Genomic DNA, 26,362 nt, shown 5'->3' with positions numbered 1-26,362 from the left:
AGAATTGATATTACCGTCACGCACCTTGTTCTTTTTATAATCATTCTTGAGCTATAAAATATTAAATATAAATTCAAATTTTTGGAAGGTTACATTTTCATAATTAATTGGTGCGTGACGGTATCATCTCATTTATTTATTGTAATTGAAGTTTTCTGTAACCGTCACAGCACCCTACGAATAAAATATTTTTAGTTAATTGGTGCGTGACGGTATTATCTGATTTATTTATTGTAATTGAAGTTTTCTGTAACCGTCACAGTAGGGTGCTGTGACGGTTAAGAAATAATTATAAAACACAGCGAAAAGAATTGATATTACCGTCACGCACCTTGTTCTTTTTATAATCATTCTTGAGCTATAAAATATTAAATATAAATTCAAAATTTTGGAAGGTTATATTTTTATAGTTAATTGGTGCGTGACGGTATCATCTCATTTATTTATTGTAATTGAAGTTTTCTGTAACCGTCACAGCACCCTACGAATAAAATATTTTTAGTTAATTGGTGCGTGACGGTATTTTTTGAATTTTTTGATTGTGATTTAAGGTTTTCTGTAACCGTCACAGCACCCTACGAATAAAATATTTTTAATTTTTTGAAATTTATGAGGAATGCAGCCATTTATAAAACAATTTAGTTAACCTGGGCATGACTACATAAGCTAATAAAACGACTGTAATTCCGGTCATTATGGCTTGACGTAATAAAAAAGGTAAAACCGCTACATAAGGACCGAGAAAATAACCCAGAATAGATGCACAAACGAAAACCCCAATCCAAGTGACAAAGGCAGTTTTATATTTTGGTGGTGGAGCAGAAGCTGTGTTGGGAAGAGATACTAGGGCTTCTAATCCCGTTAAGTATTGTACGTTTTCAGGCTTTTCAATTAAAGGCTGTGCGCGTTCTATCCATTGTTTTCGTTCGGATGACTTCATCCACTTACAGAGATTATTATATTTATTAAAGCGTAAAATAATTACATATTCTGTTCTACCAGGTTGCGGTCTGAGAATAGTTAACCCACAGTGACCTTCAAATTGTCTTGCTGCTTCGGAAATACCTTGCAGCCACTCTTCATATCCTGGTTCTCTACCGGGACGGATATAGTGGGAAATTACTGCTGTAACTTGTTGATTTGATTGATTTTCTTTTAAATTCGTCATGGAAGTTTTTTTGTTTGTAGGGTGCTGCGATCGCGATTAGTGAAGCACTAATTAACCTGTGGTGGGTGAAGGTAATATTAATTCTTTTGGTTGTATTTTATAATTTTTCGTGACCGTCACTCACCCTACAAACTACATGAAGATATGTAAACTATTTTGCCAAACTGCATAAGCAATATTTACTCAACCCTATACAAAATTAAAGCAGGTTGGAAAATAATATTATGCAATTTGACACTAGTTCCTACACAACTCAGGGTGGTATATTTATATCCCGTACCGTTACTAATACTTCTATCGATTCTGCTATTGATGAAGTTTTGATGCGTTTAGATTCTCAGCGGGGTGGTTTATTAGCTAGCAGCTATGAATATCCAGGAAGATATAAAAGATGGGCTATTGGTTTTGTCAACCCTCCTTTAGAAATATCTACTAGAGACAGAACTTTTAAAATTACTGCCCATAACGAACGGGGTTTGGTTTTACTCGATTTCTTGACAAACTTACTATTAGACAAACCATATATTCAAGAATTAAATCAAGCAGATAACTGTATTTCGGGTTCGATTAAGCCAAGCGACCGTTTATTTTCTGAAGAAGAGCGCAGCAGACAACCATCTGTTTTTAGCGTTATCCGAGAAATCATCTCTGCATTTTTCAGTCCGTTGGATGAAAATTTAGGTCTCTACGGTTCTTTGGGTTACGATTTGGTATTCCAGTTTGAACAAATGCCCAAGCAGTTGCAGCGGGAAGACGACCAAAGAGATTTAGTTTTATATTTACCGGATGAGTTGTTGGTTGTTGACTACCATCTACAACAAGCTTTTCGGATGCAGTATGATTTTGTAACTAAAAACGGTAGCACTAGAGATTTACCCCGCAAAGGTGAGAAGATTGATTATCGCGGTAAGCGTCTCAACGTCACTCAAGGTTCCGATCATGCACCGGGTGAATATCAACAACAGGTTGTTAAAGCTTTAGATTATTTCCGACGTGGCGATTTATTTGAAGTTGTTCCTTCTCAATGCTTTTCCGAAACCTGCGAAAAATCTCCTACAGAATTATTCCGTACTCTCAGAAAAATTAATCCCAGCCCCTATGGATTTATTTTTAATTTGGGTGGGGAATATCTAATTGGTGCATCTCCAGAAATGTTTGTTCGAGTTGAAGGTAGACGGGTGGAAACTTGTCCCATCAGCGGCACAATAAAAAGGGGAGGAACTGCTATTGATGATGCGGTACAAATTCAGAAGTTGCTTAATTCACGCAAAGATGAATCCGAGCTTACTATGTGTACCGATGTAGATCGCAATGATAAATCGCGGATTTGCGAACCAGGTTCTGTAAGGGTTATCGGTCGTCGTCAAATTGAAATGTACAGTCATCTTATCCATACAGTTGACCATGTAGAAGGCGTATTAAAGCCGGAAGCTGATGCTTTAGATGCATTTTTGACTCATTTATGGGCAGTTACCGTCACTGGAGCGCCAAAACGTTCGGCAATGCAGTTTTTAGAACAGAACGAACGCAGCGCTAGACGTTGGTATGGTGGAGCGGTGGGAGGTTTTAATTTTAGAGGTGGTTTAAACACTGGTTTAATTTTAAGAACCATTCGACTCCAAGATTCGATTGCAGAGGTAAGAGTTGGTGCCACAGTTTTGTATGATTCTGACCCCGAAGCAGAAGCACAGGAGACTTTAACTAAAGGTGGTGCTTTATTCCAAGCTTTAAATAGAGCATCTCATCAAGAAGTTGCTTTACCAATAGTTCCAGAATTTGGCATCAAAGAAGCGAAACCAGCAGCAGGGAAGAAAGTTTTACTAATAGATTACGAAGACTCATTCGTGCATACCCTTGCTAACTATATTCGTCAAACTGGTGCGACAGTCACAACATTACGACATGGTTTCCCCGAATCGGTATTTGACGAACAAAAGCCAGACTTAGTTGTATTATCACCTGGCCCCGGAAGACCTAGTGACTTTAATCTAGAGAGCGCGATCGCAGCTTGTAAGAAACGTGAAATCCCCATATTCGGCGTATGTTTGGGCTTGCAGGGAATAGTTGAAGCCCACGGTGGAAAGTTAGGAGTTTTAGATTATCCCCAACACGGTAAAACATCTTTAGTAAATGTAGTAGATAAAAACTCCGTAGCTTTCAAAGACTTACCAGAAAACTTTGAAGTTGGGAGATATCATTCCTTGCACGCTTTGCAAGATAGTTTACCAGAAGAACTAAAAATTACAGCCATATCCCAAGACGGAATAGTAATGGGAATCGAACACAAAACTCTACCAATAGCCGCAGTACAGTTCCATCCCGAATCTATCATGACCTTAGTTGGAGGAGCCGGATTAACGATTATTACTAATGTAGTCAGTGAATTTACCTGTTCCGCTAAGGGAGTGGTTTTAGCTAGTTGAGATTTAGAGGGGCAAGAGTGGGCAAAAACGCCCACAGGCTATAAGCCTGGGGCTACACCTACCAAGCCTGCCTTCGCAGGCTAGAAGATTAATAGCCTGCGAAGGCAGGCTTTGTAAATGTAGCGATACCCTTCGGGGGTATTGTTACGACAAAATTAGCATACTCCCGAGAATTGCTGCATAATTCCAAATCTCCTCCCCCTAATAAAAAATAGCAATGCCCAATACCCAATGCCCAATTACCAATTACCAATTACCAATTACCAATCCCCATGAATTCAATATCTGAAAAATTTAAATATTTACGCAAAGAAAACCAATGTGCTTTAATTCCTTTTATCACTGCTGGTGACCCAGATTTAGAAACCACCACGGAAGCTTTAGGAGTATTAGAAGCCAACGGAGCCGATTTTATTGAGTTAGGAGTTCCTTATTCCGATCCATTAGCCGATGGCCCGGTGATTCAAGCAGCAGCAACCCGCGCTTTGGAAAGGGGAACGCGCTTAGATGATGTTTTGCGGATAGCACAGTCAGTAACTCGTAAGATTGCAGCCCCAATTATTTTATTTACTTATTACAATCCCATTCTCAACTTGGGAATTGAGCAATTTCTGAAAAGAATTTCCGAAGCAGGAGTCAAAGGTTTAGTTGTACCTGATTTACCTTTAGAAGAAGCAGATTATTTAATTAAAACTGCCGAAACACAAGGAATCGAAGTAATTTTATTAGTAACTCCCAACACACCCGATGACAGAATCAAGGCGATCGCCGAAAAATCTCGCGGATTTATTTATTTAGTCAGCGTCACCGGAGTTACCGGAGTCCGTTCTCAAATCCAAACCAGAGTCAAAGACGTACTGCAAAACATCAGAAAATTTACAGATAAACCCATCGCAGTTGGTTTTGGTATATCCAGCCCAGAACAAGCTCGCCAAGTAAAAGAATGGGGAGCAGATGCAGTAATCGTTGGTAGCGCTTTCGTCAAACGTCTTGGAGAATCCACACCATACCAAGGATTGCGAGCCATTACAGAATTTTGCGCCGAGCTTAAATCAGTGGTCAAAGGTCAAAGGTTAAAGGTTAAAGGTTAAAGGTCAAAATTCTCCCCCTCTCCCCCCTCTCTCCCCCCCTCTCTCCCCCATTACCAATTCCCAATTACCAAAATCATGTTACTAACAACTCAAAAAACAACACCAGATGCTCTCGGAAGATTTGGAAAATTCGGTGGAAAGTACGTTCCTGAAACTTTAATGCCCGCTCTAACTGAATTGGAAACGGCTTATCAAAAGTATCGTAATGACCCAGATTTTCAAAAGGAACTTCAAGGATTATTAAAGGATTATGTCGGACGTGCAACTCCACTTTATTTTGCCGAAAGACTTACTCAATATTATGCTCGTCCCGATGGTACGGGAGCGCAGATTTACTTAAAGCGTGAAGATTTAAATCATACTGGCGCTCATAAAATTAATAATGCTTTGGGTCAGGTTTTACTTGCCAAACGCATGGGTAAACAAAGAATAATTGCCGAAACTGGAGCTGGACAACACGGTGTTGCAACTGCGACTGTATGCGCTCGTTTTGGTTTAGAATGCATAATTTATATGGGCGTTCACGATATGGAACGACAAGCCCTGAATGTATTCCGGATGCGGTTGATGGGTGCGGAAGTTCGTCCGGTGGAAGCGGGAACTGGTACACTCAAAGATGCGACCTCTGAAGCAATTCGGGATTGGGTTACTAATGTTGAAAATACTCACTACATTTTAGGCTCGGTTGCTGGACCACATCCTTATCCGATGATTGTCCGCGATTTCCAAGCGATAATCGGTAAGGAAACTCGCGCTCAGGCTGAGGAAAAATGGGGTGGATTGCCCGATATTTTACTGGCTTGCGTTGGTGGTGGTTCTAATGCAATGGGATTATTCCATGAATTTGTTAACGAAAAATCGGTACGGTTAATCGGTGTAGAAGCTGCTGGTGAAGGAGTTGATACTGATAAACATGCTGCAACTTTGACACATGGAAGAATCGGTGTTTTACATGGAGCAATGAGTTTCGTTTTACAGGATGGAGATGGACAGATTATCGAGCCTTACTCTGTTAGCGCTGGTTTAGATTATCCCGGTGTTGGCCCGGAACACAGCTATTTTAAAGATATCAATCGTGCTGAATATTACAGCGTCACAGACAAACAAGCTTTAGACGCATTTCAGTTGATATCCAAATTAGAAGGGATTATTCCCGCTTTAGAAACATCTCATGCGATCGCTTATTTAGAAACACTTTGTCCCCAGTTGAGCGGTAGTCCTCGGATTGCGATCAACTGTTCCGGTAGGGGAGATAAAGATGTGCAGACGGTTGTGAAGTTGTTGCAGTGAATCTCGTGACAAGGCTCTGCCTTGTAATGCAGATTGGGAGGCTCTGCCTCCCAGCTAATTTGGAGGCAGAGCCTCTGAGTAGGGATTCCCAGCCTGAGACTGGGAACCAGTTCATTACCAATTACCCATTACCAATTACCCATTACCAATTACCCATTACCAATTACCAATTACCAATTACCCATTACCCATTACCAATTACCAATTACCAATTACCAATTACCAATTACCAATTTTGAAAAATGATTAAAAATTTCAAATTTCTATTTTTACTACCGTTTACTACTTATTTTCTGTTAACAATATCCCCCGCTAAAGCAGAGGTAGAAGAAAATTCTGGCATGAGTCAGGTTACAAATGTCAATCAATTAAGTGATGTTCAACCAACTGATTGGGCTTTTCAAGCTTTGCAGTCTTTGGTTGAGCGGTATGGTTGTATTGCTGGATATCCCAACGGTACTTTTCGCGGAAATCGGGCTATGACTCGTTATGAATTTGCTGCGGGACTTAATGCTTGTTTGGATCGAGTTAACGAGTTGATTGCTACTGCTACAGCTGATGCGGTTAGTAGGGAAGATTTGGAAGTTTTGCAGAGGTTGCAAGAAAATTTTAGTGCTGAATTAGCGACTTTACGCGGTAGGGTAGATACTTTAGAAGCACGTACTGCGGAAATAGAAGCAAATCAGTTTTCTACAACTACTAAATTAAGGGGACAAGCAATATTTGCTCTTAACGGTGGTGGTTTTGATGGAGACAGTATTATTGATGCTACTGGGAGAACAGTTGCTAACGACGACCCGAATGCTACGATGATATTCAGGGCTGGCATCGATTTGGATACCAGCTTTAATAAAAGCGACTTATTAAAACTTCGCTTAGAAACTGGAAGCGGTATATTAGGGCCAAACGGTCAACCTGACGGTGGTAGAGATAATGCCGCAGGTTTCTTAGAACCATCTTTTGGAAGTGCTTTAGACTATTCTATCAATCCCCCTACAGATAGAGATATTGAACTTTCCAGACTTTATTACACTTTTAAACCCAGTCAAAATTTAGCAGTTACTATCGGCCCAAATATGCGGGCAGCCGATTTTGTAGACTTTAACAGTTATGCCAAACTCAGCTTCCGCGACTTTAGTACTCAAGCTTTTGTCAATAACTATGTAATGTTCCCCATTGAGTTTCCCAGCGCAGGTGCAGTAATTGACTGGAAACCCTCGAAGCGGGGACCTTTCGCCATCCGAGCAGCCTATACCGCAACAGATGCAGCAAATCCCGGCGACGAGGGAATAATTATCGGTAATGCACCTTTCATTAATGTATTGTACGATGCTCCCAATCCCAATATTCCCAATGCTCCCAGTGGAGGAGGACGCGGTTTATTTGGGGATAATTATCAAGGTATAGTAGAAGTAGAATTTTCTCCTTCGAGGGATTTGGCTTTGCGTTTACAGTACAGCGGTGGAGAAGTATTTGATAACCGTTTTGACGCAATCGGAGCCAACTTAGAATTTACCCTTGCCAAAAAAGTTGGTATATTCGGACGCTACGGATACAGTAGTTACAACAATACTAATTTTGGCGATATTAATCCGAATTATTGGATGGCTGGAGTTGCATTTAGAGACTTGTTTACCAGAGGTGCTTTAGCTGGCGTTGCAGTGGGACAGCCTTTTATCGCGAACGAAATCGGCAATTCAACCCAAACAAATTACGAAGCATTTTACAACTATCCAATTAGCAGAAACGTACAAATTACCCCCACTCTGCAAATAATTGATAACGCTGCCAATCAAAATGAAAACGGAACGATTTATACCGGGACGGTGAGGACTACTTTTTCGTTTTAGAGAGGGGGTAGAGGGGGGAGAATAAACAATTATTCCCAATTACCAATTACCAATTCCCCATGCCCCATGCCCAATTCCCAATTCCCAATTCCCAATTTAATCTAATTATGCAAACTACAAACTTAACTAAAAATTGGTCTGCAATTTTGCAACAATTACTTTCTGGTGAATCTCTGGAAGTTTCTCAAGCTTCGGATTTAATGCAAGGTTGGCTGACGGAAAGTATTCCGGATGTGTTGTCTGGTGCTATTCTTTCAGCTATTCAAGCTAAGGGAGTTTCTGCTGAGGAATTGTTGGGAATGGTGGAGATTTTACATTCTCAATCGGTAAAACCGAATCGTGAAAATATTGTCGGAAATTTACCTTTTATTGATACCTGCGGAACTGGTGGAGATGGGGAGCCACTGCGTTGCGGAGGTTCCCTCCGTTGTAGCAAGTGGCGTGCTTCTACTTTCAATATTTCTACAGCAGTCGCTTTTGTCACGGCTGCTTGTGGAGTGAAGGTAGCAAAGCATGGCAATCGTTCTTCTTCTGGTAAAACTGGTTCTGCTGATGTTTTGGAAGGCTTGGGCGTTAATCTCAAAGCCGATACTCAAAAAACTCAAGCTGCTTTAGAATCGGTAGGAATCACCTTTTTGTTTGCACCGGATTGGCATCCAGCCCTCAAGAAAATTGCACCTTTACGAAAAACTCTCAAAGTCCGTACTGTATTTAATTTACTAGGTCCTTTACTCAATCCTCTCAAACCTACAGGGCAAGTTATCGGAGTTAATAGTCCGGTTTTGATAGAAACTTTTGCCCGAGTTCTTAATCAACTAGGAACTCGTCGTGCTATTACACTCCACGGAAGGGAAAAATTAGATGAAGCTGGCTTAGGAGATAAAACAGATTTAGCAGTATTATCAAACGGGAAAATACAAATATTAGAATTAGATCCCGAACAATTGGGTATTACTCCAGCACCGATTAGCAGCATAAAAGGTGGAGAAGTTCAAGAGAATGCAACCATACTTAAAGCAGTCTTACAAGGTAAAGGTACCCAACAACAGCAAGATGTTGTGGCTTTGAATGCTGCTTTAGCATTATATGTGGGTGAAGCCGTTGCAGATACTGGTGATTATTTACAAACTTTTGCTGATGCTGTCTTGATGGCTAAGGATGCGATGAAAGATGGGGAACCTTGGCGGAAGTTGCAAGAATTGGCAAGGTTTTTGAAATAGCTGATTGAATTTAACATGTAGCAGCAGTTTCGGGAGCATCCCAATGGCGGCAAAAAGCCCGCAGACTATAAGTCTGGGGCTAATATTACAAAGCCCACCTGCGTGGGCTAAGAATCTTAGTAGCCCACAAAGGTGGTGAGACAAGGCAAGGGGGTGTCGGTTTCCGGAGCCACTGCGTTGCGCGGGTTTCCCGCGTTGTAGCAAGTGGCGTTCCCCCAAAAAGCGCGTTAGCGAAGCGTCTCTCGAAGAGAGATACCCGTTCACGAAGTGCGGCTCAGGGGCTTCGTTCATATAGCCGCACCCTTGCAGGGTGTCGGGTAAAATATTTGTTCAAAATCGGGATGTTCCCAGTTAGTTAAATAATAGATTCCGAAATTATGTAGAGACGTTATAGGACAACGTCTTTATTTTATTGTTTTTTTATACCAATTAAAATGTTTTTCTAAATCTATTGTGATACACTACTTTGCTTGCTTTGATTGTAAATAAATGTCAAATTGGCAAGACAACAAAATTAAAACGTGAAATTCTCTTATTAAGTATATATTTTAGCGTTGCAAAAAACTTTAAGTTAAGACTGCATAATTGAGCAAAAATTTTACCCATAGAATTAATGGGAACAAATATTCAATCAAAACAATTAATAAGTAAGTCAGGAAATTAAATATGCATCCTAAATTTAAGCGTCGTCAGTTCCTTCAAGCAACTCTTGCGGCTACTGCAAGTATCGGTTATTACAACATCGCGACTTTTGCTGAAGGCTCGGAAGAACGTGTAGAGGCTGTGGTTATTGGTAGCGGTTTTGGTGGAGCGGTAGCTTCCTTAAGGCTTGCTGAAGCGGGGATTGAGACGGTTGTACTGGAGCGCGGACGACGATGGCCCATAAGTACGGCAGGTGATACTTTTTCTACCTATGATAAACCCGATGGTCGTTCTACTTGGTTGAGTCCAACTACAATCATATTTGGAGAAACTCCTATTGATGTATACACAGGAGTTCTGGATATCAAGAAAGGTGATGGGGTTAACGTTTTGCGGGGAGCGGGGGTAGGTGGTGGCTCCCTTGTATATAACGCAGTAACCTATCAGCCTACTGAAGAACTTTTTTATAGAGCTTTTTCTCGGAGCATAAATTACGAAGAACTCGATAGAGTTTATTATCCAAGGGTGCGTTCGATTCTGAAACCTTCCCCCATACCCGATGATATCCTGCAAAGTCCATTTTATTTAACCAGTCGTATAGTTTTGGAACAAGCAGCGAAAGCTAATTTAAAAGCCCGCAAGCTTGATATGAATGTGGATTGGGATATTGTTCGGCAGGAGATTGCTGGAACAAAAGTTCCTTCTGCTATCGACGGTCAAGTATACTATGGCATCAACAGTGGAGCAAAACAGAGCTTAGACCGCAATTATCTTTCGATGGCTGAGGCTACTGGCTTCGTTGAGATACGACCTCTGCATGTCGTTATTGACATAGAAGAAGCAAGTCGCGGACGTTTTCGCATCAGAAGCAATAAAATCGACGAGCAAGGAAATGTAGTTGAGAAAAAAACTATTGTTTGTAAATATCTATTTTTAGCAGCTGGTTCTATTGGAACCACAGAACTTTTATTACGTGCTAAAAATAATGGAAAATTGCGCCGTATTAATAACCAAGTAGGAAAAAGATGGGGGACTAATGGAGATATACTTGCTTCTGTTCTTACTTCAATGCAAACCAATCCTACAAAGGGGGGACCTGCGGCTACAGTAATTGAGGACTTCGACAACCCTATAGCCCCTTTGGTATTTGAACAAATACCTTTTCCTAATGTTCCTGAAGGCGTTTATACTGGTGTGAGTCTTGCTATTACCAAGCCGGAGGGTTCTTTAAACTATAATGCTTCTACCAAAACAGCCGATTTAGTTTGGCCTCAGAACTCTGCTAACAATCAGAAAATTAAAAAGGCTAATTTAGATTTTTTCCAACGGCTAAACCAAGCTAACGGCACAACTTTAGCTGTTGAACCAGATGCTAGCATTACCGCTCATCCCCTTGGTGGTGCAACAATTGGCGCTGTATGCAGTCCTTATGGACGAGTTCGCGGTTATCGTAATTTGTTTGTCGTTGATGGTGCTTTTATTCCAGGTTCTACAGCCTGTACCAACCCTTCCCTTACCATCGCGGCTTTAGCGGAGCGTAATCTGGATAGATTTCTTAACAGATACCGCAAACGCGATTATTAAGGAGTAATATCATGTCCGGTGAAACGCTTATTATATCTGTGGGTGTTGGTAGTTGGTAATTGGTAATTGGTAAAAACAATTTATTTGCCCTGAGTTATATAGTAAGTAATTAATCGGACTTGGTGTTGCTTAATCATGGGATGATTTAGCTATATTTTGAGCGGAATATTAATAGTTTTAGACGCTAGTTCATCCCACATTTATGCAACGCCAGATAGTTTTTTGTTTTTTGTTTTTTTAATTGTATTTAAAAAGCTTCTAAATTCTAATATAGTTATGAGAATATACACTATGTAATTTTATACCTTAAAAATTTAGTAGTCCCTGAAAAATATTATGAAACACGAAGCTTTTATGGAGGTTATGGAATCTATTGAAAATTTATTTTCAAACAAAGATAATAGAAAAAGTAAAATCGAGTTTAAAGAAAAGAATTTAATAAATATTGATATTATTCTAAATCTGTTAGGAAAGTTATTAGACGTATATTTTGACTTTGCCTTTGAAGGTAACAAAAATAAAAATAAAGTCAAAGCCGGTTATAGAATAAGTAGATTAATACTAGCTCCTTTTAGTAAAATTAATCCACAAAATGAAATTTATGAAGAAATTAATAGTCTGATTGAATCAGGATTACAAACTTTAAGATTTGAAGTTAAAAATACGGATGTTCCCGAACAAAAAATAAAAGAATCTATAGCTGATTTTAAAAAAGCTAGAAATAAATGTTTTGAATATCTAAATAAACATAGTAACATAAGTACAAATATATTTACAATCATTAATCCATATAGAAAGATAAAAAGTATATGTACTAAAGGATTTATAGCTTCTATACTAGAAACTTATTGCTATAAATTGTTAAAACAAAAAAAGGATATAAATTTTTGTTTTGAAAATGCAGAACTATTTTTTTATCTAAGAATATTTTATTTAGAAAATCAAATTAATATAAATAATTTAAAAAATAGTGAAAATAAGACAGTAACATATGTTATTAAAAAAGGGTCTACACAATGTTTTTCCGATAGTGAAAAACATGCTTTATCCATTTATGAAAACATGCAAAAAGAAGAAGCAAAATTTTTTAAAATATCCAAACAAATATCTAACAAGTTTTTAAGAAAAACATTTGATAATAATTATAAACTAGAATATGATTCAGATTATCTTACATCAACTGATACAGATATATTTATAACGTATGTTTCTTTTTCTTGGAATCCTTCTATATTTAACAATCAAGATTGTTGGAATAGAATTTAGTTCAACTCATATATTTTAATTTGAATTCGCCATCGGCTTTTATCCTGTAACTGCAAAAAGCAATTCATATAATTGTGGTATACGATGCTCAAGATGGAAATTATAAACCTATTTATGTTAGAGCAGGTGAAAATATTGAACAAAAAAGAAGAGAATATAATACGGGTTACTATAGTGTTTTGACAGATTTGTCTTGCTGAGTTAAAACTTATTTTTCATAACGAGTAATGGTGCGTTGCACTCGGTGACAACACACCCTACATTTAAAGCGGAGAGAGCGCTGAGAAAAAGGAAGTTTAAATAATTCAGATGCAAACAGAAATAATATCAGTAACAATAAAAAGAGATTTAATTTATAAAGAATAAAGCAGTAATTGTGGATAGATATTTAAAAATACCGACGATGCAATGTTGGGTTAGACGTAACCCAACCTACAAATTACTCTTGTGGTGCGGGCATCCCTGCCCGCCTTTAATTTCTTAGCAAAACCAACTCCTACAAATACAAAGTTTCATATTCATAATCATCGGATACGGGTTCTGTCTTCCATACCAAAGCTTCTTCTTCTCCACCCAAGGCTACATCTACATAAATTCTTTCTACGGGTTTTTTGGCTTGGGCTTGGTTGCCGTCGAATGGCTGCAAGTCTTCGGTTAATAGCATTAATTTTACGCCGACGGGAATCATTTCTCCTACGGTGGCTCTTCTTAATTCAAATCGCCAAATTCTATTTTGATTATTGCTTCTGAGTTTTACTGATAAATGATATTCTAAGCCAGATATAGTAATCTTTTTGATTAAAGTTGTTTCTTGGGTTGGTGCTTCGGTACCTCTGGAGCTTGCCAAACTAGGCTGTAAATCTACGCTTCCCCAACCAAATTGCTGGGCGAATTCTGAAACTCCGGTTTGCATCCACTGGCGAATTGACCATTGTCTTTGCATTCCCTGACGTTTTTCGTATAATCCCTGTCTCCAACCTCCATGTTCTAAAAGCGCTCCCCACATTGTAAAAGGTACTGCTTGACGGGGATTAATTAATTGGGAATTTCCCAAACGTGCAATTAAATTTTCTGCTTGAGTTGCGGACAATTCTGCTAACGGAACAGTTTCTGTTTTGGTAATTTCTTCGGGACAAACTTGAGCCGCTATCCGTAAAATACTAAAGTTGGAAATTAAATCTTCTTTATTCAAACAATAATTTCTTTCGTTAGCGTCGTAAGTTCCTTTTTCTTTTAAATTTACTGCGGATGTATAACCCCAAATTCTGATATATCCTGCTTCTACATTTACCTGCACTGCTGCATAATAATCTGCACTCCAGCTAGGAATATCAACCCATTCTTGGGGAACTCGTAATTCCGATATATCTAAAGCTTCGCTGGGAATCAATACTAATTTTTTACCGTTAAAGCAAATGCCGGTACCGTTAGTAACTTCCCAGACACTGGGTAGAGTTGCTGAATTAGGAAAAACTTTGGCGTTTTGAGCGTATTCCTCTTTAAACCAAGGTAAAAATGTTTTTAAACTCAAGCGGTTGAGATAAGCCATCCAGCGACGATTATCTGTAGAAAAAGCTTGGCTTTGTTCCCATATTTTGGTTTGCTGGTTTTCAGGAATTTCTAACCACAGGTTTGTAGGGCTATTCAGGCTTAGCGTTTCTAAATCAAATGTCATACTTTTGGCTTCCTCTTGAGAATAATAAAATTAATGCGATCTTCTTTAACAGTTCAATTTGAATCTTCAGGTTTGTAGTAGTTTTGCAACCATTCCTCCAAAACTGTACTCATATAATCTAGTACCGACGAGTCTAAAGAAATATGCATCGATTCTTTTGTCCAAGTAGCCAACTTTATCAATAATGCTTCTTTGCATTTACTCAAACGGCGAGATATGGTGTATTGTTTAACTCCTAATTCCTTTGCGATCTGGGATTGTTTGAGATTTCCTTGATAATAATATTTAATGATATTTTGCCCTTGCTCGTCTAATTCTGCGATCGCGGCAATTAATACATCGCTAATTTGGGATTGCTGAGATTTTCTTTCTTCAATTTCTTCTTGAACAACTATTTCTGAAAGTAAAGAATCTTGCCTGAGTTGGGGCAGAATATCTTGAAATTCTCCTCCATTGTCTCCGGTGGTTGCATTCAAGGAAGCCATGTTGGGATAAAGATAAGCCCTGACAGCTTTAGCACAAGAAAGCAGACATTTTTCTGCTGCTTGCCCGCTACATTCCGGGCCAGATTTGGAAAGTTGAGTTTGACGCTCTTTATTATAAAGCTGAGCAATACTTTGCCATACTGTATCATCTGGTCTTGCTAGTTTGCGAGTACCCTTTTCTTTACGGGGAGCATACAAAGCTTGATAGCATTTCCAAAGTAGTACGTAACTTTCAACTTTTTGTCCGTGGAGTCCAGCATTTTCTAAAGATTCTACCAGACGCTTTTGAGTTAATTTACGTAAAAGTCGCCAATCGGTAGAAATATCAACTTCTTTCTGCTGGCGCAGTAACTCCTTAAGTTCGCTACTGAAAATCGCACTGGCATAATTTTTGATATTAAAACCCATATCGGGCTTGAAACCCTGCAAAACTTTGTCAGTTTTGGTGACAATCGCTTGAAAGCAATCGGATAAAGTAAATTGCCCCGAAGAAAAATTAGTAGCTGTTTTATTCGCAGCCCAATAACAAACTTCTTGCAAATAAGCCGATAAATGTCCGCTTGCGAGATTTTTCGTTTGAGACTGCCATTCTTTATACCAGTAAGATACCCAAAAATCTTCCGAATCTTCTGGTTGTGACAATTTGTTTTGACGATTAGTAATGTTTCTACGCAGTCTGGCATCAGTAGCCCAACCAACTACTCTATCAGCGTCAAATTGCAAAAAAGTTGCAAATAATTCGGTAATTCCTTTACGAGAACGCATAAACTTTACCACTCACAAATGCATATCAACATCATAAATACTGCTACTAATATAGTAGATTCTGTTTTTAAGCTATACCTAATAAAACTAAACTATTTGCTCTAAAAATATTTTTTTGATGTATTTACGATTAACTACGAATAAGTTGTTACGAACAAATCAGTTTTGTCAATACTTCTTGGTATATAAATAATATAAAATTTTGATTCAGAGTAGGCAACAAATATTGCTCTACTGCATAATCCCTTGGTTCTATGCCCTATATATAAATAGGGAAATTTATGTTAGAGGATGATTGGTGCAATTGCTTAAAAAATCTTTAATTATTGTTCTTAGTGTTTATGAATTGCCTTTTGCTTGTAAATGGCAGGCGTTGCTACGAGCCATATCGAATTTAAAAACATTCTTCTCTAGTTCTTCTCTAGTTCTTCTCGATTGCAGATTATCTTTAAGTTGATTGGGTATTTACCCAAACATTGACAAGTCTTCATAGATGGCAGTTGTACGAAAGTTAAGTCCCTAATAGGCTTATTGGTATCACACCACTTTTCTATATGGACTACTTGTAAGCTAGATTGTATAAATTAAATTGTTAACTATTTGCGATTGCAAGTTGACAAATAATAAATATTATGATTAAGAAATAAGTCATAAAAATCCCATTAACTATAGAAGAATGAATTAAGAGGTTAAAAATATGGCTCCTCTAGGTATAGGTTCTAGCGATTCCAGTTATACATTAAAATCAGGAGAATCCAAGCTTTGGCTGTTGTTGGTAGGTGTCAACGAATATCAAGATATTGGCTTACCTTCTTTGCGTTACCCAGCCTTAGACTGTCAGGGATTGGAAGAGTCGCTTGTCAAAGCTACTGAAGGGTTCCCCTGTAAAGAAATTGTGGTGCATCACGATTTTGCCTCAAAAATGCCCAATTTAAAGAATATTCGCGAAAGTTTAAAGAAAATAATTTTGTATTCTCAGCCTAATGACTCGATAATGCTTTATTTTTCCGGACATGGGATGCTAGAGCCCGGTACTCAAGAAGCTGTATTGTGTTTTTCAGATACTGATAAAGATAATTTGTTAAGTACTGGTTTGCCGATGCAGGAATTAGTCGAAATGTTGAGTAAAAGTCCTGCAAAGCAACAGTTATTATGTTTGGATACCTGTCATAGTGGTGATATGGCATTGTTGGGTGCTGGTGCCGGTAGCTCCAGAGATGCAGAAACTCCGGTGAGTAACTCGACTCCGCAATTAATGAGCGTTTTGAGACAGCGAGCTTCTCAAAGCAAGGGATTTTGTGCTTTACTTAGTTGCGATCGCGGACAAAAATCTTGGGAATTTCCCGAGTTGGGGCATGGGGTTTTTACTTATTATTTAATGAAGGGGTTTTCGGGGGAAGCTGCTGATAGCAGTGGTTTCATCGATGCTGACGGATTATATAAATATGTTTATCGGCAAACAACACAATATATAGATAAATTAAATCATCAAGTACGTTTAATCAATCAGCAAAAGCTACAACGTGGTGATAGGAAGCTTTATCCCGAGTATCCCCAGCAGACACCCAAAAGAATTGTGGAAGGTGTAGGGGAATTAATTGTCGGATATAAGCCTAAGAAAGTTAATCGTCAAAAGTTAAGACGTGCTTTCGTCGCTGATGGTTTGATAAATCGAGATTCGAGCAATAAAATAAGTCAACTTTTAGCTAGTGTTGGTGATTTTGAGGTGGAGTGTTTTCATCAGCAAAATCAAAACTGGGCGGATATTAAAGGAGCAATTCAAAAATTTACTCAAACCAGTGAAGACTTAATGGCGCAACACGGTAAAAAAATAGGAGGTGTTGACAACATATCCACCTGTTTACTTTATTTACGGGGTTGTGTTAAGGAAACTGAAGATGGAGACGGCAGATTAATTTTAAGTGATGGAGTGCATCTGAGCCGCTGTTTTTTAAGAAAAATATTGCGTAAAGCTCAAAAAACACAGCAAATAGTCATCTTGAATTTAGTCAGCCCGGATTCAGAGCTTGGTGTAGCGCAAAATTGGATAGAAGATTTACAGTGCGGCACCGACTACGGACAATGTTTAATCGTTACGCAAGCATCGATTGATAAATCGGAAATTTTTTCTCAAAACTTGATCGAAAGTTTAGAAAAGGCAAATCCTCGATTTGGATTACCGGTTGCTCAATGGATAACTCAATTGCAAAAATCTTTGCACAATAAAGGTATAAATTTACAAAGTTGGTTTTCCGGTACCCAAGCAATCATTGATATTTTACCTGGTGGTATTAGCAAGATATTTGCAGAAGTTCAACAAACCCCAACTAATAAAATAGCGTTCAAAATACCTAAAAAGACTCCCACTCCGGTAAAAGCAGTTACTAAACTCGAAACACCATCCGCGCTCCAAACAAAATTAACTATAAATTCCGAACAATATACCGAATTAGAAAATTTATTAAAACGTTCTATTGGCATCATTGCGCCAACATTATTGCAACAATCTATTCAAAAATCAGCAAACAATCAAGAACTAATCGAGCAATTAACTGAATATATATCACTGCAACAAAAAACGCAGTTCAAAAATCAAGCAACAACTATCTTAGAGGAAGCAAGCATTAACAGTCAGTTAGAGTTAGCGAAATCTCCAGTTATAGCATATCCAACCATTGACAAGAATTTTATCAGCAGATGCGAACAAGACTTAACTTATTTAATTGGCCCTATAGCAAATTTTATCATTGAGGGGATATTAGAATCCAATCCGCAAATTTCAGCCAAAGAATTCGTCAATCAACTAGCGCAGAATATTCCCGATTCTGGAATGGCTGAGGAATATAAACAGCGCATATTGCAAGAATAGTTGGTAATGGGGAATGGGCATTGGGCATTGGGCATTGGGGATGGAATGATGATTTTTTATTTTCTTCCTCACGAATTATGAATTACGAATTATACTCACTCCCTCCCCTTCTCTTCTACCCAGCAATTTTGGTTTGGCGAACAGATTACCAATTACCAATTACCAATGCCCCATCTCCAATTACCTAATCCGATTTATTCTTCTTATTCAACATGTTCATAGCAATTTCTAAACTGTATTTCATCCGGTTAAAAGCTTCAGCTAAATCGCCAATTTCATCTTTATTTTGCTTGCCAAAACTAGCATCCATATTACCAACGCTAACTTGTTCGGCGACTGTGGCAATTTTTCTGATTCGCTGAAGCACAGTTCTCTTTAATAACAGATTCATTATGACAATTACAGCAGCAAAAATCATAGCTACAACCGAAATAACTGTAACAAAAGAGCTACGAGCATTACGCATAATTCTTTCGGCAGGTACATAAACAATTTGAGCGGCTACAATTTCATTTAATTTCCATCCGTAACCATTCTCTGTACCATAAGTGTTTATTTGACTTTTTGGTGCTTTATCTAATGTTGTATGACATCGAAGACAACTTTCATTTTTTATTTGGAAAGGTTTCGCGGTGTAATACAGTTTTGTTCCAGACATGGTGCGAAAACCAGATATAGATTTTGTTTTTGGCTCTTGTCGAAATCTATTAACGATTTTAGTTTCAAAACTATCGGCTTTATCCCGCAAATTAGTAGGATTTAATGCCGCGTCTTTATAGAAAAAGTTGGCAAATTCCGAACTTTTACGAAAAAAGTCAAAGGTTTCCCTCACAGCATAAGTTGGTATAGCTTCGGGAATAAACTCTTCTTGAGTTAGTAGTTTAGGTAACAATAAAGGCTGTACTTTATCGTTTGTATAAGTCCTAATTGAATTATTCATTGCCATCAAAGCTTCAGCTTTACCATCAATCTCCCTTTCAGCTTTGTTTTCTAATACGCTTGATAGAGCAAACCCACTAATTAAGATACCAATGATAAAGACAATTATCAGACTGAAGGTGACTTTTGTTCCGATTTTCATAATCTTATGATGAGGTTCAATAATTTTTTCTGGCAATGTTTGGAAAATCTAGATTTTGGATTTTATGTTTTAGATTTTTCATTGACTGTAATTAATCCAAAACCTGTATTGTTTCAACAAAAACTAATCTTTATTTCTTTTTTTATTTAACATGTTCATTGCAATCTCTAAGCTATATTTCATCCTGTCAAAAGCTTCGGCTAAATCGCCAATTTCATCTTTCTTTTGTCTGCCAAAATTAGCATCCATATTGCCAACGCTAACTTCTTCAGCAACCTTAGAAATTCTCTTAATTCGCTGTAATACAGTTGTTTTCAGCAACAGATTCATGAGCAAAACTACTACTGCAAAAATTACCACCACAATTCCTGTAATTAAAACAAATGAGTTATAAGAACTTGTAAGAATTTTTTCAGCGGGCACATAAACTATTTGAGTCCCAATAATTTCATTTAACTTCCATCCAAAACCATTCTCTCTTCCATAAGTCGCTATCTGACTTTTAGGAGCTTTTTCAGGAGTACTATGACATCGCAAACAACTTTCGTTTTCAAACTGAAAAGGTCTGGCAGTATAATAAAGATTTGCGCCTGAAATGTTGCGAAAACCAGATAAAGTATTCTTATTCGGCTGGTTACGAAATTGATTGATAATTTTAACTTCAAAATCATCAGCTTTATCTCGTAAATTAGTAGGGTCTAACATTGCATCTTTGAATAAAAAACTGGCGTATTCTGGATTATTACGAAAATATTCAAAGATTTCTCTAACTGAAAAAGCTGGTATTGATTCTGGAATAAATCTTTCTTGGCTTTCCGCTTTTGGTAACAATAAGGGCTGTACTCGCTCATTGGTATAGTTTCTCACGGAATTATTCATTTCCATTAGCGCTAAAGCTTTGCCATTGATCTCATTTTGAGCTTTTTTATCTAATACATTCGATAGCGAAAGTCCACTAATTAAAATACCAATAGCAAAGACAAATATTAGAGTTAAAGTAACTTTAGTTCCGATTTTCATGATTTTAGTTATTACCTGCTAGTTGTTAGTCGCAAATCTTATAAATCTTTGACTGTAAAGATTTATTTAACGTTCAACAATACCTTGGTATGATTTGAATAATATCAGTGTTCTTTATTGCATGGCAATTAAATGAAATCTAAATTATCTAGACGTATATTTATTTCACAAATGCTGTTTGCTATAGCAGCTTGTACCACAGGAGGACCAATAAATCGACGTTTAGCCATTGGTGTAATTGGTTACGGGCAAGGCAAACAAACTATAGAAAAATTTAAAGATTTTCGTCAGTATTTAAGTGAAAAAATGAAGACGATGATTGAACTTGAGCCAGCTTTTAATGAAAGAATAGCAATAGAACGTATGAAACGTAGGTCTTGGTCTTTAGTTTTTTCTACTCCTGGTTTAGCTGCAATAGGTATTGATAAACATCAATATTGGCCTATGTTTCCTTTACAATTGGGTATTAATTCGCGTTCTGTAATTGTTGTAAATCAAGGCAGTGGTTTAAATAAACTTCAAGATTTACAAGGAAAAAGGCTAGCTTTAGGACAACAAGGTTCTGCGACTGGCTATTATTTTCCCCTTTTCAATCTGTATGGTTTAACGTTAGCCTCCGTCAAATTTGCTGCCTCACCTTTATCGGCTTTAGAATTGTTGTCAGCAGGTGAAGTTGATGCTGCTGCTCTTTCATCGACAGAGTTTAATACATATGAAAGAGAACTCAATTCTTCACGGTTTCAGATTTTATTTACCGATTCTCATCAAGTACCTCCTGGTTCTCTTTTATGCAGTCCGCTTGTGGAAAGAAAACGCGCCGATTTAATTCGCAATTATTTGAAACAAGCTCCTACTTCTTTGATTCAAGAAACTAGATATATTCCAAATGCGTCACCTCCCGATTATAAATATATGATTAGTGTGGTTAATAGAGTTAATAGTATTGCTCAAAACATTGATTCCAAACCCGTGCGTTTATTTAATTAGTTCATTTAACTATTAATTAAAACTAACTAAACTGAAATATAAACGCTATCATGTCACGCTTACCCAAACCAAGTTTGACTCCTGGTCCTAACTTATACCAAATACCTGGTAAAAGTGGATATTTATTAATATATGTACCGTTAGAACTTCCCATGTCTTGAATATAATAATCTTCTCCATCAAATTTGATTTGAGCATGATTTCGAGAAACAAGTTCAGAGTTAGGTAAATTAGAAACGTCTATACCAAAAGAGCGATCCCGATGTTTGCCAATATTAATTAATGCAGGAACTTCCGGTAGATCGATAACTTGATTTGTCAGAGTATGAACTAACTGAGCAACTGGCGCTTGTAAAATTGTCGGTGAATCTGTTGCGGGAATAAATGTTAATTCTTCGGTTAATTCGCTAACAACTGGTACAGGTTGTGTTTGTTTGGGAGTTATTAGAATATTGAAGATGAAAAATGCTATTACAGAATAAACAGCCGCCGTGAGGAAGACAACTTTTATTCCACCGAATGTAATTGCTACAGCTCCGAGTATCGGACCTAATGCTTGCCCTAAAGATTGGACGCTGGCATTAACTGCCATGAATCCAGCACGGGAATCTTGGGCAGAAAGTCCTGCTAATAATGCTTGAGATGATGGTAAAGCAAATGCTAAAGAAATACCAAATAAAACATTAGGAATTAACAGCATCCAAGGATTGGGCATGAAAGGAATCATTACTAATGCTACAGCACTGAGAATAAAAGATGCTTTAATTAAAGTAATTTCCGAAAACCTTTGAATCAACCATCCCAATTGAGAAGCACTTATAGCAACAGCCAAAGACATTACACATAAAATAATTCCGTTGACGAATCCAGAAGAACCCAGTTCAACCCCTGCAAAAATTGGTACGTAAGTAATGAACGCACCGAATTGAATCATGAATATGGAGCCGACTGCGAATAATAATCCCAAAACGGAACGGTTATTAACGCTTTTCCAAGTACCTTTAAGATAAACCTTTAAACTTTCCTTTTTGGCTGTGGCTGGTTTTGCGGGTAATTTTAAAACCATTATCACCAGCATTACCAAAGGAAAAGCCAAAACCGAAAGTAAAAATGGATACGACCAACTCAGACTTCCCAATGCTCCACCCACCAAAGGATAAATCGCTGAAGATATTCCGATAACAGCAGCATTGATAGACATTGCCGTACCCAGCATTCTGCCTTGGTAAAGCATAGCAATCATCGTTAAGGATAAAGCATCCAAAGGAGCAGCACCAAGCCCCTGCACAAATCGCAATCCGATTACAGAAGTGAAAGTATTTGCAAAAGCAATCGAAGCTCCCGCGATCGCAAACAATATTAAAGCCGGAATTAAAACTTTGCGAATCCCGATACGGTCTGCTAATACTCCTAAAATAGGAGTTGCAATACCAATGGGTAATACAAAAAGCGTCATCACCAGTTCAATTTCCCTGGTAGAGACATTAAATACTTCCGTTAAGGAAGGCAATATGGGCGCGACAGTTTGCCCTCCCATAATAGATATCAGCGTTACACCAATAATGATGTAAAGATTTTTATCTTGAGCAATATTTTGTGTATTTTTCTGCTCTGCTTTAATCGATGCGTTCACGTTTGCTCCTACTGGTTAAATTATCCCTTCATTATTTAAGTAGGAGTTGGGATAATTAGTTTATGCAGTTTGGGTAATTGGGCATTGGGAATTGGTAATAGGTAATAGTTCGTAGGTTGGGTTGAGCGAAGTGAAACCCAACATTTCTAAGGTTTCAATTAATCTCGTAAGCAGAGCCGAAAGTTAATTAAAAAAAGCGCAGAGAAGGCACAGAGCGCTGGGGGAAGAGGTTTTAGAGAAGATATTTTTTGTTAATGTGCTATCGCAATAGTTTTTAAACGCAGAGGAACGCTGAGGAAGTAATTGAGGTGAGGAGAGTTGAGGTTAAAAAATATCGCAAGCAACACGGAAGCTATCACCATGCATCTTGCTCGCTTCAATTATATGAATTAAATGCGTAGCAGCTTATCTACTGTTCCGCTGTCGGAATAGTCTACAAAATAAGCACTTCTCTTGACTCTGCGTACTCTGCGGTTTTTTCCTTCAACAATCTTCTCCAAACCGATAGGGAAATAAACAAAAATCCCCCCTTCAACAAAAAAGGGGGAAAATTGAATCAACGAAATTAACCTACCGAGAAATCAAATCCAAACACGGCATCGTTAAAGTCATTGTCGCTTTCACCAAGATTCGCGGGAAGGTCTTCAAAACCGAAAATATTATTCCCACGGGCTTGTAAATGTGCAACCCCGTCGGGATTAGCTGCGGTAAAACCGAAATAAGCTACTGCATCATCAATAGATTCAGCAGCGTTGTTAAATGCATTGCCTTCACTAGCTTCACTTTCGACAAAACCGTCAAAACCTAATTCTCCACCGTTAGCAATGATAAAGGGAGCATACAAATTACCTCCTTCAAGAATTACAGTTCCAAATTCTTCCACTGAGGTGTTTTCATCTTCTTCTCCGGAAGAACCAGCTTCTAAGACAAAATTGTTAATCCGATTTTCAATTGCGGCTAGTGCATAACCTTCTTGTCCCGGCAGTATATCACCTATACCGTCACCATTAGTATCTATAGAACCGTTGGTATCTGCGATTTCGTAAAAGCCTACGAGGTTGTCAAAAGCTGCATCTGTTCCTAAATCGACCATATCATCAGTCAGTCTAGCAACGATATTGGTTCCCTCGGTCGTGGGAGTTGCATCGAAAATCAAACTGCTGACTACATTGTCTGGGTTTGCGTCAAAGACAACATTAACAATATTCCCGGTTGCTGATTCTGGTGGTTGTGGTGTTGGTGTTGGTTCCGGTGTTGGTTCTGGTGTCGGTTCTGGTTCGGTTACATTTCCAACATTAATTGCTACTGTTCCGACTTCAGAAGTTAATTCACCATCGCTAACTGTATATGTAAAATTATCGGTTCCATTAAATCCTTGTAGGGAAGTGTAGGTAAATGAACCGTCGCTAGTAAAGTTAAAATTACCGTTGTCGGGGGGGTCAATAATCGTAGCGTTTAATCTATTCCCTTCAGCATCCGTATCGTTTGCTAATATTCCCGAAGCAACATCTACATTTAACTCTGCGCCAGAACCAACAGTGTAAACATCATTTTGAACAACTGGAGCGGTATTTGTGAGTGCTCCGACATTAATTTCTACTGTTGCAGGTTCGGAAGTTGACTGACCGTCGCTAACTGTATATGCAAAGCTATCGGTTCCATTAAATCCTTCTAAAGGAGTATATACAAAAGAGCCATCGCTGGTAAATGTATAGCCTCCATTAGTCGGATTACTAACAATCGTAGCTGTTAGGCGATCGCCCTCGGTATCAGTATCGTTGGATAATACTCCTGAAGCAGCATCTACATTTAACTGTTCACCAGCAGCAATGGTATAGCTATCGTTTTGAGCTACCGGAGCGGTATTGCTTCCTGGTGGTGGAGCTTCAACATTAATTTCTACAGTGGCAGGTTCGGAGGTTGACTGACCGTCACTAACCGTATAGACAAAGGTATCTGTTCCACTAAATCCATCGAGGGAAGTGTAGGTAAATGACCCATCGCTAGTAAAGGTATAGCTTCCGCTATCGGGAGCATCGACAACCGTAGCCCTTAAATTTGCACCTTCGGCACCCGTATCATTTGCTAATACCCCTGTCGCTGCATCTACATTTAAAGGCTGACCGGAAGCAACGGTATAGCTATCGTTTTGAGCGGTTAGACCAGCATTATTTGCAGGTGTGTCAGCTTCTGTTCCGGCAGCAGGTGTATCAGTTTCTGTTTCGGCAGCAGGAGTGTCGGTTTCTGTTCCGGCAGCAGGTGTATCGGTTTCTGTTCCGGCAGCAGGTGTATCGGTTTCTGTTCCGGCAGCAGGTGTATCGGTTTCTGTTCCGGCAGCAGGAGTGTCAGCTTCTGTTCCGGCAGCAGGTGTATCGGTTTCTGTTCCGGCAGCAGGTGTATCGGTTTCTGTTCCGGCAGCAGGAGTGTCAGCTTCTGTTCCGGCGGCAGGTGTATCGGTTTCTGTTCCGGCAGCAGGTGTATCGGTTTCTGTTCCGGCGGCAGGTGTGTCAGCTTCTGTTCCGGCAGCAGGTGTATCGGTTTCTGTTCCGGCAGCAGGTGTATCGGTTTCTGTTCCGGCGGCAGGTGCATCGGTTTCTGTTCCGGCAGCAGGAGTGTCAGCTTCTGTTCCGGCAGAGGAATCTGACGGAGGAGTGTTGTTTACAGCTTGTTGTGGTTGTGGTTGGTTTAATTCTTCTTCAGGAGTTGTGTTGGTTTGAGTTGCCATAATTTTGCTTACTAAAAGTTACACTAAAGTGACAATTTCTATGAAAAGTTGGTATCTGTTTCATAAGCGTCACTAGCCTTTATATAACTCTTGTGAATAATTGCAAATAATCCTAAAGGAATAAAAACATTGATGAATTTCACATAGGTTTTTATGCTTACTGCTGATAATTACTGTAATAAACATTGAATTGAATTCCAGCAAACCCAGTTTAGGCTTCTGTTCCGATGTAGGAATCAATTCTAATTATTTTTTATGCCTACATTTGAAGTTTCGATAGTTATTCTTTTTGAGATTGAATAATTAAATCTAAATCTCTGCTTACTTTTTCTAAACTTTACAAACAAATGGTGGATGGTCAAAATGTAACCACCCACCATATTTATAAATTTGGGATTGATAAGAATTTTGGCGTTGCTGATTCAAAAGTACTCCTCACCCTATAAGGGTGAGGCTATACCTACAAAGTCCGCCTGCGCGGACTAGAAAAATCTGGTTTTTTAGCCCTTTGGGGGCTTTGTAGCTGTAGCTCCAGGCTTTAGCCTGAGAGCGGTTGGGGCTTGAAAACACGCCCTAACCCCCAATTAT

General features: G+C 38.5%; 16 protein-coding genes. 9 read left to right on the top strand and 7 right to left on the bottom strand.

Translation table 11 applies throughout. The features are described 5' to 3' along the window. Positions 1-607: 607 nt before the first annotated feature. Complete coding sequence (locus tag RIV7116_RS21845) at positions 608-1,168, bottom strand: antibiotic biosynthesis monooxygenase (protein ID WP_015120491.1); 561 nt, start codon at positions 1,166-1,168, stop codon at positions 608-610. Positions 1,169-1,392: 224 nt separating this feature from the next. Between RIV7116_RS21845 and RIV7116_RS21840 the strand changes: the two genes are divergently transcribed. The 7 genes from RIV7116_RS21840 to RIV7116_RS21805 all read left to right on the top strand — a co-directional run bounded on the left by RIV7116_RS21840 (position 1,393) and on the right by RIV7116_RS21805 (position 12,534). Further along, on the top strand, positions 1,393-3,591 hold the full coding sequence (locus RIV7116_RS21840; protein ID WP_015120490.1) for an anthranilate synthase: 2,199 nt from the start codon (positions 1,393-1,395) through the stop codon (positions 3,589-3,591). A gap of 272 nt (positions 3,592-3,863) precedes the next feature. Further along, positions 3,864-4,682: a tryptophan synthase subunit alpha gene (trpA, locus tag RIV7116_RS21835; protein ID WP_015120489.1), complete on the top strand. Its 819-nt coding sequence runs from the start codon at positions 3,864-3,866 to the stop codon at positions 4,680-4,682. Between the two features lie 75 nt (positions 4,683-4,757). Further along, positions 4,758-5,972 (top strand): tryptophan synthase subunit beta, encoded by a 1,215-nt coding sequence (trpB, locus tag RIV7116_RS21830; protein WP_015120488.1) that lies wholly within the window; start codon positions 4,758-4,760, stop codon positions 5,970-5,972. Between the two features lie 242 nt (positions 5,973-6,214). Beyond that, positions 6,215-7,822 (top strand): iron uptake porin, encoded by a 1,608-nt coding sequence (locus RIV7116_RS21820; protein WP_015120487.1) that lies wholly within the window; start codon positions 6,215-6,217, stop codon positions 7,820-7,822. A gap of 107 nt (positions 7,823-7,929) precedes the next feature. Further along, the gene (gene trpD, locus RIV7116_RS21815; RefSeq protein WP_044292171.1) at positions 7,930-9,042 is read left to right on the top strand and encodes an anthranilate phosphoribosyltransferase; all 1,113 of its coding nucleotides are present in this window, start codon (positions 7,930-7,932) and stop codon (positions 9,040-9,042) included. A gap of 666 nt (positions 9,043-9,708) precedes the next feature. Further along, on the top strand, positions 9,709-11,268 hold the full coding sequence (locus RIV7116_RS21810) for a GMC oxidoreductase (RefSeq protein ID WP_015120484.1): 1,560 nt from the start codon (positions 9,709-9,711) through the stop codon (positions 11,266-11,268). A 336-nt stretch (positions 11,269-11,604) separates the two neighbouring features. Continuing rightward, positions 11,605-12,534 carry a hypothetical protein gene (locus RIV7116_RS21805; protein ID WP_015120483.1) on the top strand — a complete coding sequence of 310 codons (930 nt, stop codon included), beginning with the start codon at positions 11,605-11,607 and terminating at the stop codon, positions 12,532-12,534. Between the two features lie 496 nt (positions 12,535-13,030). Here RIV7116_RS21805 and RIV7116_RS21800 read toward each other — a convergent pair whose 3' ends face one another. Both RIV7116_RS21800 and RIV7116_RS21795 read right to left on the bottom strand, forming a co-directional pair. Beyond that, a complete protein-coding gene (locus RIV7116_RS21800) occupies positions 13,031-14,209 on the bottom strand; it encodes a DUF1822 family protein (RefSeq protein WP_015120482.1) in 1,179 nt (392 codons plus the stop codon). 53 nt (positions 14,210-14,262) lie between these two features. After that, entirely contained in the window at positions 14,263-15,459 is a 1,197-nt protein-coding gene (locus RIV7116_RS21795) for a sigma-70 family RNA polymerase sigma factor (protein WP_015120481.1), read from the bottom strand. A gap of 697 nt (positions 15,460-16,156) precedes the next feature. Between RIV7116_RS21795 and RIV7116_RS21790 the strand changes: the two genes are divergently transcribed. After that, complete coding sequence (locus RIV7116_RS21790; protein ID WP_015120480.1) at positions 16,157-18,328, top strand: caspase family protein; 2,172 nt, start codon at positions 16,157-16,159, stop codon at positions 18,326-18,328. Between the two features lie 184 nt (positions 18,329-18,512). Here RIV7116_RS21790 and RIV7116_RS21785 read toward each other — a convergent pair whose 3' ends face one another. After that, on the bottom strand, positions 18,513-19,409 hold the full coding sequence (locus tag RIV7116_RS21785; RefSeq protein WP_015120479.1) for a DUF3365 domain-containing protein: 897 nt from the start codon (positions 19,407-19,409) through the stop codon (positions 18,513-18,515). A 123-nt stretch (positions 19,410-19,532) separates the two neighbouring features. After that, the gene (locus RIV7116_RS21780; protein WP_015120478.1) at positions 19,533-20,429 is read right to left on the bottom strand and encodes a DUF3365 domain-containing protein; all 897 of its coding nucleotides are present in this window, start codon (positions 20,427-20,429) and stop codon (positions 19,533-19,535) included. A gap of 132 nt (positions 20,430-20,561) precedes the next feature. On the opposite strand from RIV7116_RS21780, the gene RIV7116_RS21775 reads away from it, so the two are divergent. Next, on the top strand, positions 20,562-21,416 hold the full coding sequence (locus RIV7116_RS21775; protein WP_015120477.1) for a phosphate/phosphite/phosphonate ABC transporter substrate-binding protein: 855 nt from the start codon (positions 20,562-20,564) through the stop codon (positions 21,414-21,416). A 22-nt stretch (positions 21,417-21,438) separates the two neighbouring features. Here RIV7116_RS21775 and RIV7116_RS21770 read toward each other — a convergent pair whose 3' ends face one another. Together RIV7116_RS21770 and RIV7116_RS21765 are read right to left on the bottom strand one after the other, a co-directional pair. Next, complete coding sequence (locus RIV7116_RS21770) at positions 21,439-23,049, bottom strand: MFS transporter (RefSeq protein WP_015120476.1); 1,611 nt, start codon at positions 23,047-23,049, stop codon at positions 21,439-21,441. 565 nt (positions 23,050-23,614) lie between these two features. Further along, the gene (locus RIV7116_RS21765; protein ID WP_015120475.1) at positions 23,615-25,774 is read right to left on the bottom strand and encodes an Ig-like domain-containing protein; all 2,160 of its coding nucleotides are present in this window, start codon (positions 25,772-25,774) and stop codon (positions 23,615-23,617) included. Between the last annotated feature and the right edge of the window lie 588 nt (positions 25,775-26,362).

Source organism: Rivularia sp. PCC 7116 (assembly GCF_000316665.1).
GTDB lineage: Bacteria > Cyanobacteriota > Cyanobacteriia > Cyanobacteriales > Nostocaceae > Rivularia.
This window is presented reverse-complemented; position numbering and strand designations above follow the sequence as displayed.